The sequence below is a fragment of the Caviibacter abscessus genome (assembly GCF_001517835.1).
GTDB classification, from domain to species: domain Bacteria; phylum Fusobacteriota; class Fusobacteriia; order Fusobacteriales; family Leptotrichiaceae; genus Caviibacter; species Caviibacter abscessus.
The window spans coordinates 61,209-76,315 of sequence record NZ_LOQG01000027.1 but is presented as its reverse complement, the minus strand read 5'-3'; the positions used below and the strand labels follow the sequence as shown (position 1 = coordinate 76,315).

17 protein-coding genes are annotated in these 15,107 nt (G+C 27.6%); 3 read left to right on the top strand and 14 right to left on the bottom strand.

Features of this window, described 5'->3' with window-relative positions:
- The first annotated feature begins 18 nt into the window (after nt 1-18).
- Together AWT63_RS03725 and AWT63_RS03720 are read left to right on the top strand one after the other, a co-directional pair.
- Nucleotides 19-1,611: a peptide ABC transporter substrate-binding protein gene (locus AWT63_RS03725; protein ID WP_068268481.1), complete on the top strand. Its 1,593-nt coding sequence runs from the start codon at nt 19-21 to the stop codon at nt 1,609-1,611.
- A gap of 28 nt (nt 1,612-1,639) precedes the next feature.
- Nucleotides 1,640-3,238 (top strand): peptide ABC transporter substrate-binding protein, encoded by a 1,599-nt coding sequence (locus AWT63_RS03720; protein WP_068268480.1) that lies wholly within the window; start codon nt 1,640-1,642, stop codon nt 3,236-3,238.
- A gap of 96 nt (nt 3,239-3,334) precedes the next feature.
- Here the strand turns inward: AWT63_RS03720 and AWT63_RS03715 are convergent, their stop codons facing one another.
- The 3 genes from AWT63_RS03715 to AWT63_RS03705 are packed head-to-tail and all read right to left on the bottom strand — an operon-like array spanning nt 3,335 to nt 5,079.
- Entirely contained in the window at nt 3,335-4,015 is a 681-nt protein-coding gene (locus AWT63_RS03715; RefSeq protein ID WP_068268479.1) for a hypothetical protein, read from the bottom strand.
- Complete coding sequence (locus AWT63_RS03710) at nt 4,008-4,724, bottom strand: ATP-binding cassette domain-containing protein (protein WP_068268478.1); 717 nt, start codon at nt 4,722-4,724, stop codon at nt 4,008-4,010. The genes AWT63_RS03715 and AWT63_RS03710 overlap by 8 nt, the downstream gene beginning before the upstream one ends.
- Nucleotides 4,717-5,079 (bottom strand): GntR family transcriptional regulator, encoded by a 363-nt coding sequence (locus AWT63_RS03705; protein WP_068268477.1) that lies wholly within the window; start codon nt 5,077-5,079, stop codon nt 4,717-4,719. The genes AWT63_RS03710 and AWT63_RS03705 overlap by 8 nt, the downstream gene beginning before the upstream one ends.
- A 138-nt stretch (nt 5,080-5,217) precedes the next feature.
- Between AWT63_RS03705 and AWT63_RS03700 the strand changes: the two genes are divergently transcribed.
- The gene (locus AWT63_RS03700) at nt 5,218-6,498 is read left to right on the top strand and encodes an amidohydrolase (RefSeq protein WP_068268476.1); all 1,281 of its coding nucleotides are present in this window, start codon (nt 5,218-5,220) and stop codon (nt 6,496-6,498) included.
- Between the two features lie 49 nt (nt 6,499-6,547).
- On the opposite strand, the gene trxA is transcribed toward AWT63_RS03700, so the two are convergent.
- From trxA to AWT63_RS03650, 11 genes are all read right to left on the bottom strand, one after another.
- The gene (trxA, locus tag AWT63_RS03695; protein WP_068268475.1) at nt 6,548-6,883 is read right to left on the bottom strand and encodes a thioredoxin; all 336 of its coding nucleotides are present in this window, start codon (nt 6,881-6,883) and stop codon (nt 6,548-6,550) included.
- 11 nt (nt 6,884-6,894) lie between these two features.
- Nucleotides 6,895-8,223: a H2O-forming NADH oxidase gene (gene nox, locus AWT63_RS03690; RefSeq protein WP_068268474.1), complete on the bottom strand. Its 1,329-nt coding sequence runs from the start codon at nt 8,221-8,223 to the stop codon at nt 6,895-6,897.
- 54 nt (nt 8,224-8,277) lie between these two features.
- Nucleotides 8,278-9,216: a tRNA dihydrouridine(20/20a) synthase DusA gene (gene dusA / locus AWT63_RS03685; RefSeq protein ID WP_068268473.1), complete on the bottom strand. Its 939-nt coding sequence runs from the start codon at nt 9,214-9,216 to the stop codon at nt 8,278-8,280.
- Nucleotides 9,216-9,662, bottom strand: coding sequence for a DMT family transporter (locus AWT63_RS03680; protein ID WP_068268472.1), 447 nt, complete (start codon nt 9,660-9,662; stop codon nt 9,216-9,218). Before AWT63_RS03680 ends, dusA begins: the two co-directional genes overlap by 1 nt.
- On the bottom strand, nt 9,652-10,845 hold the full coding sequence (locus AWT63_RS03675; protein WP_068268471.1) for a replication-associated recombination protein A: 1,194 nt from the start codon (nt 10,843-10,845) through the stop codon (nt 9,652-9,654). The genes AWT63_RS03680 and AWT63_RS03675 overlap by 11 nt, the downstream gene beginning before the upstream one ends.
- Before the next feature lies 1 nt (nt 10,846).
- Nucleotides 10,847-12,469, bottom strand: a complete 1,623-nt coding sequence (gene malQ / locus AWT63_RS03670) for a 4-alpha-glucanotransferase (RefSeq protein ID WP_306459966.1) — start codon at nt 12,467-12,469, stop codon at nt 10,847-10,849.
- Between the two features lie 124 nt (nt 12,470-12,593).
- Entirely contained in the window at nt 12,594-12,998 is a 405-nt protein-coding gene (locus AWT63_RS03665; RefSeq protein ID WP_068268470.1) for a DUF3284 domain-containing protein, read from the bottom strand.
- Nucleotides 12,999-13,145, bottom strand: coding sequence for a hypothetical protein (locus AWT63_RS06235; protein WP_156414501.1), 147 nt, complete (start codon nt 13,143-13,145; stop codon nt 12,999-13,001).
- Nucleotides 13,135-13,461, bottom strand: coding sequence for a PTS lactose/cellobiose transporter subunit IIA (locus AWT63_RS03660; protein WP_068268469.1), 327 nt, complete (start codon nt 13,459-13,461; stop codon nt 13,135-13,137). The genes AWT63_RS06235 and AWT63_RS03660 overlap by 11 nt, the downstream gene beginning before the upstream one ends.
- Before the next feature lies 1 nt (nt 13,462).
- On the bottom strand, nt 13,463-14,785 hold the full coding sequence (locus AWT63_RS03655) for a PTS sugar transporter subunit IIC (RefSeq protein ID WP_231723217.1): 1,323 nt from the start codon (nt 14,783-14,785) through the stop codon (nt 13,463-13,465).
- Between the two features lie 15 nt (nt 14,786-14,800).
- Nucleotides 14,801-15,103, bottom strand: a complete 303-nt coding sequence (locus AWT63_RS03650) for a PTS sugar transporter subunit IIB (RefSeq protein WP_068268468.1) — start codon at nt 15,101-15,103, stop codon at nt 14,801-14,803.
- Nucleotides 15,104-15,107 lie beyond the last annotated feature (4 nt).

Here is a 15,107-nt window from a genome sequence, read left to right as displayed (position 1 = left end):
TATTATTGGAGGTACTTTATGATTAAAAAAATACTTTACTCTTTGTTATTAGCCATATTTTTAATATCGTGCAATGTTACCAATAAATCTGGTGAAAAAATAATTTCTTGGAATGCTGAAACAGAAGGTATTTCGTTTGATCCACAAATACTAAACGATGGAAAAACAATGACAATACATGGACTTGTTTCAAGAGGTCTTACTTACACCAAAGAAAATGGAGAAGTTATACCTGCTCTTGCAAAATCTTGGGATATTAGTAAAGACGGACTTACTTGGACATTTCATTTAAGAGATAATTTAAAATGGTCAGACGGTAGACCTTTAACTGCAAATGATTTTATTTATGGTTGGAGTAGAGCATTAGATCCAAAAGTTGCTTCTGAATATGCTTATATGTTATTTCCTATAAAAAATGCAGAAAAATACACAAAATCTGAAGTTTCATTAGAAGAAGTCGGATTTAGGGCAATAGATGATAAAACCATTGAAGTTAAATTGGAAAATGTTACACCATATTTTGGTTCACTAGTATCATTTGTAACTTATATGCCTGCAAATAAAGAATTTGTTGAATCTAAAGGAGATTCTTATGCTTTAGAAGCTGATACTATTCTTTATTCAGGACCATATAAAGTACAAGACTGGAAACATAATTCAGAAATGATTTTAGTGAAAAATGAAAATTATTATGATTATGACAAACTTAAAATAGATAAATATATTATCAAATATATTGCTGATCCTACTGCTGCATTAAATGCTTACAAAAATGGAGAACTTGATATTGTTAAATTAGAGGCAAGTCAATATAAAGAGTTTGTAAATGATAAAACACTTCAAAAAAATTCACTTGCCAGAACAAGTTTTTTATCATTTAATCTTGATAAAGATATCTTTAAAAATCAAAATATAAGAAAAGCTTTGTCTCTTTCAATAAATAAAGATGAGATAATTAAAGGTGTTTTTGATAACACTAAATTAGCTGCTTATACTGTTACACCTAAAAATGTAGGTATGTTAGGACTTAAAAATGATTTTGTAGAAGAAATGGGAAATACATTTAAAACTTTTAATCAAGATGAAGCAAAAGCTGCACTTCAACAAGGATTAAAAGAATTAGGAATTGACAAATTCCCGAATATAGTTTTACTTGCAGATGAAATAAGACTTAATAATAAACTTGCTGAAGCTTTACAAGAACAATTCAGAATTAACTTAGGCATTGATGTTAAAGTTGAAGTTATTACATTTAAGGAAAGACTAAAAAGAATTACTTCAAGAGAATTTGATATTGTAGTTGATGGTTGGGGAGCAGATTATCAAGATCCTATAACTTTCCTAGATTTATTTACATCTACAAGCGGTAATAACCATCCGGCATATAAATCAAAAGAATATGATGATTATATAAAATTAGCTTTATCATCAACTGATAAAGCAAGAAGAGTTAAAGCATTACAAAATGCAGAAAAACTACTGGCAAAAGAATACCCTATAATCCCTATTTATAAAGATACTCAATTACACTTAGTAAATGAAAATGTAAGTGGTATAAAAATAGGATCAATAGGAATAGATATTCATTTTTTAAAAGCTGATAAAAAATAATGATATAAATTTAGAAGGAGAATTAAATATGATAAAAAAATTGATGACTGCAATATTTTTAGCTTTTATGCTTATATCTTGCGGTGACAGTAATAGCTCAGATCTTACTACATTAAATTATAACGCAAGTGAGGAAGGCAAAACTTTAGATCAACAATTAGCTACATCTCAAAGTAGCATACAAATACTTTCATTCTTACAAGAAGGACTATCTAAATTAGATGAACATTTAAAACCTGTTCCAGCTCTTGCTAAATCGTGGGATATTAGTGAAGACGGACTTACTTGGACTTTTCATTTAAAAGAAAATTTAAAATGGTCAAATGGAGATAAATTAACAGCACATGATTTCAAATTTGCTTGGTTAAGAGCCTTAAAGCCTGAGACTGCTTCTGAATATGCATATATGTTATTTCCTATAAAAAATGCTGAAGAATACAATGCAGGTAAAGTAAAGGCTGAAGAGGTTGGAATTGAAGTTTTGGACGATTTAACATTAAAAGTTACTTTATTTGCTCCTACACCTTATTTTGATTCATTAGTAGCATTTATAACTTATACTCCAGCAAATGAAAAATTTGTTACAGAACAAGGAGAAAATTATGCATTAGAAGCTGACAAAATTCTTTCATCAGGTCCATTTTCAGTAAAATCATGGACTCATAATTCAAATATGGTACTTGTAAAAAATGAAAATTATTATGACAAAGATGATATTAAATTAGAAACTGTTAATATTAAATTTATAAAAGATTCTTCTGCTGAACTTAATGCTTTTAAAAATGAAGAAATAGATATTGCTAAATTAACACCTGCTCAATACCAAGAATTTAAAAATGATGAAAGAGTAAAGCAAGTATTACTTGCAACTACTTGGTATTTAGAATATAACGTAAATAATAAATTCTTAAGTAACAAAAAAATTAGAAAAGCATTATTACTTTCAATTGATAAAAAAGAATTTAATGAAATTGTATCACATGGTATAAATATTCCAGCATATACATTAACTCCAAAAAATGTCGGGATGTCAGGATTAAATGGTGGAGATTTCGTTGCTGAAGTTGGAGATTTAGTTCCTAAATTTAATGTTGAAAAAGCTAAACAATTACTTGCTGAAGGTTTAAAAGAACTAGGAATGGAAAAAGCTCCTGTAGTTTCATTAATATTAAATGATAGTGGTGCTAATAAATTATTTGGTGAAGCTATCCAAGAATATATAAGAAAAAATTTAGGTGTTGAAATTAAAATTGAATTAATGGCATTTAAAGAAAGACTTGCAAGAATGTCTAATAATAATTTTGATATTGTTCTTTCAGGTTGGGGAGCTGACTATCAAGATCCTATGACTTTCTTAGATTTATTTGTAACTAATGGCGGAAATAATCATACTGGATATTCAAATCCTGAATATGATAAAGTTATAAAAATAGCTAAATCTACAGCTGATAGAAAAGTTAGATTTGAAGCTATGAAAAGAGCAGAAGAAATACTCGAAGAAGACATGCCTATAGGAGTTTTACATCAACCAAGAAGAAATTATTTAGTTAATGCTAAACTAAAAAATGTAATATTCCCTGCTATTGGAGTAGATTTATTATTTAATAAATCATACAAAGTTAAATAGTTTATTCGTGATTAATATATATATATTTAGTGTCAAAATTAAAATTTTGACACTTTTTAAATAAAAAAACCGTTGAAATTTATCAACGGATTTTTATTATAATTCTAATTTTTTATCAAGTATATATCCACTAAACAACATAAACAATATTATTTGTATTACTGCGAATACTTGTGTAAACATTTCTGCATGATTTACAGGTATAAAATGAAATATATAAGATACTATAGTTTCAACTGTCCAAAATATTATTATAGTAAGTATTACAAATAGTGGTATAAATTTTCTACTTTTTGTAATAGTATGTACTACAATTATAGAAAAATAAATTATTGAAAACATCCATACCGTAAATAAGAAAGTATTAAGTATCACTTCCAGCATATTAGGTGAATTGAACAATATTATGAAATCCTTAACATTAGAATACTGTACTAATACATAGCATAAAAACAATGTAAATGAATTTATAGTTGCCACTGCTATTTTTGTAATAACTATCTTATATACACTTACAGGAAAAGAAAATACTAAATATGCTCTTCCATCGTATAAATCTGTTATAAATGATTTTATGCAATTATAGAAAAATATTCCATGCACACCTGCAAGACATAATCCAAAAAATACATCAAAACTAAATGCTGCATTATAATCAAATCCCAAGATATTACCAACTTTTGCTACTAATAATACATTTATTATAACTACACTAATAAATATATATAAATTAAACTTTAATTGAGAAAGGTATTCATATTTAAAATATTTAAACATCTAAATTCCCTCCATTTCTAAACACTTTTTTATAAAACTCTGATACTGTCATCTTTTCTTTTATTCTTATATCTTCTGCGTTATGAACACCTATTATATTTCCATCATTTATAAATGCTATTTCATCAAATATATGTTCTATATCATCAATTAAATGCGTTGTTATAATCACACCTGCATTTTCATGTATATTTTCTATTATAATATTTAATATTTCTTCTCTGGTTAATATATCAACACCTGCTATCGGCTCGTCTAATATATATAATTTAGCATTTCTTGAAAGACAAAGTATTAAATAAAATTTTTCTTTCATTCCCTTTGATAATGTAGAAATTTCTTGATTCATATCTAAGTTAAGGTCATTTAATAATTTATTTGATTTTTCTACATCAAAATCTTCAAAAAATGATTTATATAAATTTATAGCTTGTTTAATATTTAATTGAGTAGGTAAAATCTCCATATCTGATAAGAAACTAACATATTTTTTTGTATTTAATCCAGGTTTTTCACCATTTATAAGTATTTCTCCAGAATTTTGATGAGAAAGTGATGCTATAATCTTAAGAAGTGATGTTTTACCTGAACCGTTAGGTCCTAATAAAGCCATTATTTTTCCTTCACTTAAAGTAAGATTAATGTTTTTTAAAATTTCTTTTTTGTATATTTTTTTATTAAGATTTTTTATTTCAAGGATATTATTCATTTATTATCCCCCTTTCAATAAGAGTTTTTGTTAAATCATTATTACTATAACCCATATTATATAGAGTAGTAAGAAAATCTTCAACGATTTTTTCAAATTTGTATTTCTTCAGCTCTTCCAATTGTCCTTGTTCTTCTGTAACAAAAAAACCAATTCCTCTTTTAGTATAAAGAAGTCCTCTATTTTCAAGTTCTTTATAAGCATTTAATATAGTGTTTGGATTTACTTGATATTTTTTAGAGGCATCTCTTACTGAAATTACAGGATCTCCTGCTTTCAAATATCCATTTAATATTTCTGAAACAATTAAATCTGATATTTGAATGTATATTGGTATTCTTTTATCATATTCCATAAAACCCTCCTTCATTAATTGCTATTATAGATATATAATACAGCAATCAAATTTATATGTCAAGTCTTTTTTTAGATTTATAGTAGATAATTGAAAAAAAATGTGATATCATAGGACCAAAAAAAAGAAGGTGGGAATTTGAATATTCTGATAAAAAATGTTTCTATTGTAACAATGAGAAACGAAAACGAAATTTTAAATAACTCCAATATCTACATTAAAGGAAAATATATAACACATATTGGTGATGAACTAAGTGATTTTGTCGCCGATAAAATTATAGATGGTGAAAATTTATTAGCTCTTCCAGGACTAATAAATACACATACACATATATCAATGGTATTAATGAGAAATTATGCAGATGATGTAAATTTGGAAGATTGGTTATTTAATAATATTTTCCCTATTGAAAACAAGCTTATTCCTGAAGATATATACTATGCCTCATTGCTTGCTATGATTGAAATGATTAAAACAGGAACAACAACCTTTGTAGATATGTATTTTTTTGTAGACCAAACAATAAAAGCATTAGAAAAATTGCCAATGAGAGCTGCGATTTGCAGAGGACTTACAAGTGGAGAAAATGCTGAAAATAACTTAAATGAAGTGATTGAACTTTCAAAAAAATATAAAAATAATGATATGCTACAAATTATGATAGCTCCACATGCTGTATATACTTGTAATAAAGACTTTTTGACTAAATGTATAAATGCTGCAAAGAAAAACAATTTATCTATTCATATACACCTTAATGAATCAAAATCAGAAGTTAAGAACTCTATAGAAGAAAACGGCTTGTCTCCAATTCAATATGTTAATGAATTAGGAATGTTTGAAGTTAATACTTTAGCAGCTCATTGTGCTAATACTTCTGATGAAGATTTAAAAATACTAAAAGAAAAAAATGTAAATGTTTTAAATAATCCTACAAGTAATCTTAAACTAGCAAGTGGCTTTGCAAGAGTTTTTGACATGAAAAATATGGGTATAAATGTTAGCTTAGGTACAGATGGTGCTGCCTCAAATAATAGTCTTAATATGTTTCGTGAAATTCATCTTGCAAGTATCTTAAATAAAGCTGTTGAAAATGATCCAAAAGCTATATGTGCATTTGATGCATTAAAAATGGCAACATTAAACGGAGCAAAAGCTATAAAAATGGAAGATAAATTAGGAACACTTGAAGCTAATAAATTAGCAGATTTAATCTTAATTGATATAAACAAAACTCATCTGCTTCCTAAAAACAATTTAATTTCAATGTTGAGTTATTCTGTAAGCGGATTTGAAGTTGTTACAAGTATTATTAACGGTAATATTGTAATGGAAAACGGGAAAATAACTTGTATTGATGAAGAAGAAATAAAAAAAGCATTAATTAAATGTCACAAAAATCTTATGAATAGATAGTTTATATAAAAAAGGAACTTTCCAAATATTTTGGATTGTTCCTTTTTATTTATTTACTCATTATTTCTTGCATTTCTTTAACAAGAGTTTCTTTTGATCTTCCACCAATTAAAGTTTCCACAGGTTTTCCATCTTTAAAAATTATAGTAGTTGGTATACTTCTTACACCATAAAAAGCAGCTAAATCAGTATATTGATCTACATCAATTTTAATAATACTGTAATTAACTTCTTCAGATAATTCTTCAAGAACCGGTGCTAAAGATTTACAAGGTCCACACCAAGTTGCAAAAAAGTTTACTAAAGTAAAACCTTCCTTTGCTACAACTGATTCTAACATAACATCTACTTTATTTTCTCCACCATAATATATTACTTTGCTCATAGTTTTCCTCCTTATTTAGCTGATAACGCAGCCATTGTTATATAATTATACGGTTGATTGAAATGTGGTAAGAAGAATATATCAAGTAATTTAAATTTATCAATAGTGACTTCTTCTTGTATTGCAAGTGAGAATAAGTGTATCCCCATTGAAATATCTTGAGTTGAAGCTATTTGTGCACCAACTATTCTTCTACTTTCTTTTTCATAAACTATTTTTATCATAACATTATCATTGTTGTAAGTTATAAACGCAGGTTTTTGTAAATCTTTAAAACTTGTTGATAGTACGTCCATACCTAGGATTTTTGCATTTTCTTCAGTTATACCTGTTGAAACCATGTTAAGTCCATATATTGATATTCCATTTGATCCTTGAACACCAATTGATTCTATTTCTGTTCCACAAGCATTATGGGCAGCTATAATTCCTGATCTTACTGCATTTGTTGCAAGTGCTATGTAATTTATATTTTTAATTGAATTATCATATAAAGTAGCACAATCTCCTATTGCATATACATCTTTAACAGATGTTTCTTGTTTTCTGTTTACTTTGTAAGCATTTTTATATAATTCCAATTTATCTTTTAATAAATCCGTATTAGGTCTAAATCCTGCACAAAGTATTACCATATCTGTTGATATTTCACCCTTATCAGTTACAATAGATTCTACTTTTGTTGTTCCTTTTATCTCTTGTAATCTTTCTCCAAATTTTAACTCTATTCCATTTTCTGCCAACACTTTTGATATTTCAGCTCTAAATTCTGCATCATAATATGAAGATAAGCAATCTCCACAAGCATCTATAAGAGTAACCTCTTTTCCATTTCTCTTAAATGCTTCTGCAAGTTCAACACCAATATATCCAGCTCCGACAACAGTTACATGTTTAATTTCTGTGTTTTTTAATTTATCAATTACTTCTGCTGCATTTTGATATAATTTTACAAATTGTACATTTTCTAATTCTTTTCCTTTTACAGGTAAATCTATTGGTAATGAACCTGTTGAAAGTATTAATTTATCATAAGATTCTTTATACTCCTTACCATCTTTTCCTTTAGCATATACAATTTTATTGTTAATATCTATTTCTTGTACTTCTGTTTCCATATGTATATTTGCACCTTTAGATTCTAACTTTTCTTTTGAAGAATAAAATAATCCTTCAGGTCCTGATATTTGACCACCAATCCATAATGCCATTCCACAACCAAGAAAACTTATATTTGAATTTTTATCAAATACTGTAACTTCTACATTTGTATAATTGTCTAGCATAGTATTTATAGCAGCTGTCCCCGCGTGGTTTGCTCCTACTACAACAACTTTCATGAAATAACCTCCATATATAACTTTACTTTTTACACTTACATTATATCATATTTTTTAATTTTTAAAATAGGTTTTAAGGAAATTTTGTACATTTTTTTCACAAACATCTGTTCTTGCAACACAATTTTTCCATAATTTACTGTATTTCGTGCCATAAAATAAACCTAAAGTGTGCATTAAATAATGATATGGCTTTCCTTTTAAATTTGAAATATCCCTAATAATTCCTTCTAAAATCTGTTCATAACTAATTTGTTTCACATTAAGTAACATTGGATTATCATATGCAGCACGACCTATCATAACAGAATCTACGTACTTTAAATGTTCATGTACTTCTTCCATTGTTTTAATTCCACCATTTATTTCAATATTAAGATGCGGTCTATCTTTTTTTACTTTATAGACCATACCATAATCAAGTTTTGGTATTTTTCTATTTTCATCTGGAGTAAGACCTTTTAATATAGCTATTCTGCTATGAATTATAAATTTATTAACTCCTTGTTCATTTAGCTTATCTATAAAATATAAAAGCTCTTCATAACTAACTATTTTTTTATCATTTTTAAGTATTCCGGTACCATCTATTCCTATTCGGTGTTTTACTGTAACAGGTTTATCTGTATTATTTTTTATTTCTCTAACTATTTTACAAAGAAACTCAATATCTGACATTAAATAAGCTCCCATTTTATTGTCAGAAACCCTATTTGATGGGCAACCCGCATTAACATCTATTTCACTATAATCATATTTGTTAATTTTTTTCATAGCAAGAGAAATGTCTTTTTCACTGCTTGTAGCAATTTGTAAAACAAGAGGTTGCTGTTTTTCATTAAATTCAAGCAATTTTTTTTCATCTCCGTTAATAATTGCCTTATCTGTAATCATTTCGGTATATAACGTAACATCTTTATTTATTAGTCTTATAAAATCTCTAAAATGATTTGTTGTTCTGTCTACCATAGGGGCTATACTTATTTTTTTCATCATTTACTTATTAAAAACACTCCTCCTGTCATTAGTACTACTCCAGCAACTTTTACTAAATTTATCGGTTTTGCAATAAATCCAAAAACTCCAAAATGATCTAAAACTAAAGCCGTAATTATTTGTGCTAAAAGTAAAAGAACTGTTGTTGTCCCAACTCCAAGTTTAGGAGTTACAAGTATTACTAAAGCAACATATATTATTCCTGTTACTGCACCTAAATAAGACCAAACTGGTATTTCTTTTATTTGTGCTAAATCAGGTACTGGTTCTTTTTTTGCCAAAAGATATATCCCAATTAAAACTGTTCCTCCAAAAAATGCCCAAAAAGTAGCCAAATCAGGACTTTTCAAACTTTTCCCAAGGCTCGTATTTATTGGACCTTGAAGAGTTACAGATATCCCTGCTACTATTGCAAGTAACGGATATATTATATTATTTCCCATATTTATTCTCCTTTAACGCCTTTTCAATCTTATTATTACAAGGCTCGTATAATTTTATTTCTTTTTCCATATATTTTTGATTAACATAATGATTTTCATAATCGTGTGGATATTTGTATTTAGTAGCTCCTGCTTTTGTTAAATGAAAAGGTACTTTTTGAACGCCTTCTGTATTTATATTCTCAAATGCCTTATTTACCGCTAAATATGCACTATTACTTTTGGGAGATAATGCAAGATATATAGCACATTGAGAAAGTATTATTCTACATTCTGGCATTCCTATCTTTTCAACAGCTTGCATTGCTGCAACTGCCAACTTAAGTGCATTAGGATTTGCAAGTCCAATATCTTCTGATGCTGATATTACAAGTCTTCTTGCAATATACATCGGATCTTCTCCATCAATTAGCATTGAACTTAACCAATATACAGCACTATTTTCATCACTACCTCTTATACTTTTTATCATCGCTGATATTCTATCATATTTATCACTGTCATCATACGCTCTTGCAATTGTTAGACCTTGTTTTACAGCATCTATATCTGTTTTTGCTAAAACTTCCAATATATTTATTGCAGATCTGGCATCTCCTGCACAAACACTGTGTATATATTCCATTATTTCATCATCTATATTTATATTTTCAAGTTTTGCTATTCTTTTTATTATATTTTCAATATTTTCTTTACTTAATTTTTTAAATTCAACCACAAGACAACGAGATATAATAGCTTTATTTAAACTATAATAAGGATTTTCAGTAGTACTTCCAATTAATATTATATTCCCGTCTTCTAAATCTTGAAGCAAAGAATCCTGTTGCGATTTATTAAATTTATGAATTTCATCAAATAAAAGTATAGTCTTTTTGCCTGTTAATAAAAGTTCTTCTTTTGCTTTTCTAGATATTTCTTTAATATCTGAAACTCCTGACTTTATAGCATTTAAATATTCAAAATTATAATCTATTTGATTTGCTATAAGTTTTGCAAAAGTTGTTTTACCAACACCTGGTGGTCCAAAAATTATGGTATTAATCATCTCATTATTTTCTATTAACTTTTTCAAAACTGATATAGCTTTTTCTTGCCCTATAAAGTCAGCAAAAACCTTGGGTCTATATTTATAAGCCAAAGGTTTATTTTTCTCACTTGAAAAAAATCCTAATTGTTCCATATTATCTACCAGAATTTTTTGTAAGATCTGCTATTGAATTTGCAAGTTCATCTGACATTGCATTTTCTTTTATTCTAAACATCCAGTTTCCTGATGAAACTCCTGGAGTATTTATTCTTGCTCTACTATCTAAACATAAATAATCTTGCATAGGTATTATGCTAAATTTTGCAATACTGTTATGTGTGAGTCTTATTAAATTCCAAACTATACCTGCGTCGTCCCAGTTATTTATATAACTTTTTACTCTATTACGCTCTTCATCATTTAATGAATTATACCATCCTTGAGTTGTATCATTATCATGTGTTCCTGTATAAACTACACAATTTTGTTCAAAATTATGTGGAAGATAGTCATTTGTCATATCTCCATCAAATGCAAATTGTAAAATCTTCATACCTGGTAATCCAGCACTTTCTTTTAATTTTACAACTTCATCTGTAAGTATACCTAAATCTTCTGCTATTATATTCAATTCACCAAAAGTCTCTTTTAATTTATTGAAAAAATCAATGCCAGGACCTTTTACCCATTTACCATTAATTGCTGTTTGCTCACCATAAGGTATTTCCCAATATGATTCAAATCCTCTAAAATGGTCTATTCTAATAATATCACAAACTGATAAGTTTGCACCTATTCTTTCAATCCACCATTTATATCCTGTCTCTCTCATTTTATCCCAGTTGTATAAAGGGTTTCCCCACAATTGCCCAGTTGCACTGAAATAATCAGGCGGAACTCCGGCAACACAGCATGGTTTTAAATCATTATCAAATAAGAATATATCTGTATTTGCCCAAGCATCAGCAGAATCAAAAGCAACAAAAATAGGTATATCTCCTATTATTTGTATATTTTTGCTATTTGCATACTTTTTAATCTCTTTCCATTGTTTAAAGAATAAAAATTGTATAAACTTTTGTTTATCTATTTGTTCAGCTAATAATTTTTCATATTTTTCAATAGCTTTAGGTTCTCTAAATTTAATATCCTTATCCCAAACGTCCCAAGAAGCTCCTTGATTATAATTTTTTATTGAAATAAATAGTGTGTAGTTATCAAGCCAAGAACTGTTTTCTTTCTTAAATTCAACAAACTCATCATTTAAAAGTTCGTGTTTGTCATAAGCTTTTTCAAGTAAAGGATTTTTTATTTCATATAATTTCCCGTAATCTACGTAGTTATCATCTTCACTATAACATACCTTAATATCCTCTTCACTAAGTAATCCTAATTCTACAAGATTTTCTAAGTCTATTAAATAAGGATTTCCTGCAAATGCTGAAAAACATTGATATGGTGAATCACCATAACCAGTTGGACCAAGTGGAAAAACTTGCCATAAGCTTTGTTTTGATTTTTCTAAAAAATCAATAAACTTTTTGCATTCTTTTCCTAAAGTTCCTACTCTATACTTTCCAGGTAATGATGTTGGATGAAGTAATATTCCAGCTTTTCTCATTTTTTCTTCTCCTTCAATCTCTAAATGTTTAAGTAAATTTTCTAAAGTCTTATTTTTATCAACTTCTGGTAAATCTAAATCAACTTTAGCTCCCATTTCGTCTAGTAACGAATTTATTTTTATACTCAAATCATCAGTTATTTGTTTTTTTAGCATAATTATTCCTCTTTATGTAATTTATATTAAATAATACCACATATTCATTGATAAAAAAAGAAGTAAAGTGCTATTTAAAACAAAAAAATGCAAAATAAAAGACGGACATTAATCCGCCTTTATATCATATTCTATTTTGCTTAATATACTCTTGCATTTGCGTTATTTGCATATTAATATTTTTCTTATTTCTTAAATATAAGAATAAATATGTTAAAAAATAATTTAATTTGTATAATAAATTTTTGGGATAATAACATTCCGTATATATTATTTCTTTATCCTTTATTTCATATTTTATTATGTTAGAACCCATATATGTACTTATCTTAACTTCATATAAAGTAGGATATTTATAATTTAATATTTCAATATCAGCTGTTATTCCATTTGAAATTTTCTTTGTATAACAAAATCCTTTTTTTATTTCACCTAATTTACCGTTTTCTTTTATATCATGAGTAATTGAAAAACTCAATACATCAAAAAATTCTTGCGGAGTTACTTCTAAATGTCTTTGTATTTTCATTTATTTACCTCTTTGTGATAATATAAAACCTAAAATTATAAATGTTAATCCCATTAAAATATTTATTATTTGTTTATTTAATAAAGGAGATGTACATATAAGTAGTCCACCTATTGATACTAACATAATTGCCCATTTATTTTTCATTATTTTCATTAACCTTTTTATATAATTCTATAAACTCATACGCTAATATCTTAAATGTTTCTGCATTCATAAGTTGATCTTGTGCATGAATTAAAAGTAGCGATACTTCTACATTTTTACCTTGTGCTTCTTTTTGAACCAAATTTAAATGAATATCATGCCCTTTCGAAAATATTTGCTCTCCTTCTTCTATTTTCTCTTTAGCAAGTTCATATTCACCTTTTCTTGCATCATTAATTGCTTCTATAAATAATGACTTTGCCATTCCCACAGTGCTAATAAGTGAAAAGCAAACTTCTTCCATTTCTTCACTCATTTTAATTCTCCTTCATTCTATTTGCAATTAAAACAAATGGTGTCCATATTAAGAAAGCAATAAATACATTAAGTAAAGAAATGATCGCTGCCATAATGCTTCCACCTGTTGCAAAGAAAGCATATATACCTGGAGGTAATACCCAAGGAACTGCAACAAATACAGGTGGAATAATACCTAAAGCTGTTGCTACATATCCGATAATGCAACAAATTGGAGGTATTATTAAAAATGGTATTATATAAATAGGATTTAATACTATAGGCATTCCAAATATAACAGGTTCATTTATATTAAATACACCCATTGATACCCCTAATTTTGCAACCGCTCTAGGTTGTTCTTTTTTAGAAAATAAGAATATCGCTATTATTAAAGCTATTGTTACTCCTGAACCTCCCATTTGAGAGAATGCATCAAAAGAACCTCTAGTCCATAAATATGGTAATGTATCTACAGAACCTCCTTTTGTGAAATGATCTATATTTTGTATTAATGCTGGTTGATATATACCATCAAGTATTGGAGCTAACACATTGTGACCGTGTAATCCAAAAAACCAGAATAATTGTACTAAAAATGAAAGCAATATTACTGAAAATATTCCTTGTGAAAGTCCTAAAAGTGGTAATTGTATATATGTTTGTATTAAATCATTTAATGTAGTGTTAGCATATCTTGATATTAAATATGATACTATTGCTGCAAAATAAATAGCTACAACTCCTGGAATTATAGAAGCAAACGCTTTATTTACAGCAGGCGGAACGCTATCAGGTAATTTTATTGTTACTTTTTTATTCATTAATTTAACATATATTAATGTTGAAATCATACCTGTTATTAAAGCTGTAAATAGTCCTGATGCTCCAAGATAATTTACATTAATAAATCCCCAATTTTCAACTATCCCTTTAACTCCATTTATTTCAGCTTCAAACGATGCTTGTTGAGGTAAGAAAACTACATAAGAAGCAAACGCAACTAAACCTCCAGCAATAGGATTTGTCTTATAATCTTGTGCAATATTGTAACCTAATGCAAATACAAAAACTAATGATAATATTGCTATTGAACCAAACCAAACATTACCATTTATATTAATAATGGGACTCATAAATTTTGCAAACTCAGGTAATCCATAATTATTTGGTAAATCTCTTAAAAATACATTTAATAATACTGCTATCGAACCAACCATTGTTATCGGCATAATTGCAATAAATGAATCTCTTACAGCTACTAAATGTCTTTGAGAACCTATTTTAGCAGCTACAGGAACAAATTTTTCCTCTATCCATGACATAAAACTTTTAAAACTCATAAACTATATATCCTCCTATTTTGTTATTTCAAATGCTCTTTCTAATATTTTTTCTGCATTCATAGTCCCATAATCCATCATATTAATAACTTCTACAGGTTTTTCAGCAGGAACTTCATTTCTTATTTTTGAATATAAAAACTTAATTTGAGGTCCTAATAAAACAACATCATAATCATTTACATGTTCTGATAAAGCTGTATCACCTATTGCCTTTATATTGACTTTTTTTCCGATTTGTTCAGCCTTGCTTTTCATCTTTTCTACTAAAACACTTGTTGACATACCAGCAGTACATACAAGTAATATGTTTAACATACTA

Coding starts and splice junctions, on each gene's coding strand:
- AWT63_RS03725 (WP_068268481.1), top strand. CDS start 19: ATGATTAAAAAAATACTTTACTCTTTGTTATTAGCCATATTTTTAATA.
- AWT63_RS03720 (WP_068268480.1), top strand. CDS start 1,640: ATGATAAAAAAATTGATGACTGCAATATTTTTAGCTTTTATGCTTATA.
- AWT63_RS03715 (WP_068268479.1), bottom strand. CDS start 4,015: ATGTTTAAATATTTTAAATATGAATACCTTTCTCAATTAAAGTTTAAT.
- AWT63_RS03710 (WP_068268478.1), bottom strand. CDS start 4,724: ATGAATAATATCCTTGAAATAAAAAATCTTAATAAAAAAATATACAAA.
- AWT63_RS03705 (WP_068268477.1), bottom strand. CDS start 5,079: ATGGAATATGATAAAAGAATACCAATATACATTCAAATATCAGATTTA.
- trxA (WP_068268475.1), bottom strand. CDS start 6,883: ATGAGCAAAGTAATATATTATGGTGGAGAAAATAAAGTAGATGTTATG.
- nox (WP_068268474.1), bottom strand. CDS start 8,223: ATGAAAGTTGTTGTAGTAGGAGCAAACCACGCGGGGACAGCTGCTATA.
- dusA (WP_068268473.1), bottom strand. CDS start 9,216: ATGAAAAAAATAAGTATAGCCCCTATGGTAGACAGAACAACAAATCAT.
- AWT63_RS03680 (WP_068268472.1), bottom strand. CDS start 9,662: ATGGGAAATAATATAATATATCCGTTACTTGCAATAGTAGCAGGGATA.
- AWT63_RS03675 (WP_068268471.1), bottom strand. CDS start 10,845: ATGGAACAATTAGGATTTTTTTCAAGTGAGAAAAATAAACCTTTGGCT.
- malQ (WP_306459966.1), bottom strand. CDS start 12,469: ATGCTAAAAAAACAAATAACTGATGATTTGAGTATAAAAATAAATTCG.
- AWT63_RS03665 (WP_068268470.1), bottom strand. CDS start 12,998: ATGAAAATACAAAGACATTTAGAAGTAACTCCGCAAGAATTTTTTGAT.
- AWT63_RS06235 (WP_156414501.1), bottom strand. CDS start 13,145: ATGAAAAATAAATGGGCAATTATGTTAGTATCAATAGGTGGACTACTT.
- AWT63_RS03660 (WP_068268469.1), bottom strand. CDS start 13,461: ATGAGTGAAGAAATGGAAGAAGTTTGCTTTTCACTTATTAGCACTGTG.
- AWT63_RS03655 (WP_231723217.1), bottom strand. CDS start 14,785: ATGAGTTTTAAAAGTTTTATGTCATGGATAGAGGAAAAATTTGTTCCT.
- AWT63_RS03650 (WP_068268468.1), bottom strand. CDS start 15,103: ATGTTAAACATATTACTTGTATGTACTGCTGGTATGTCAACAAGTGTT.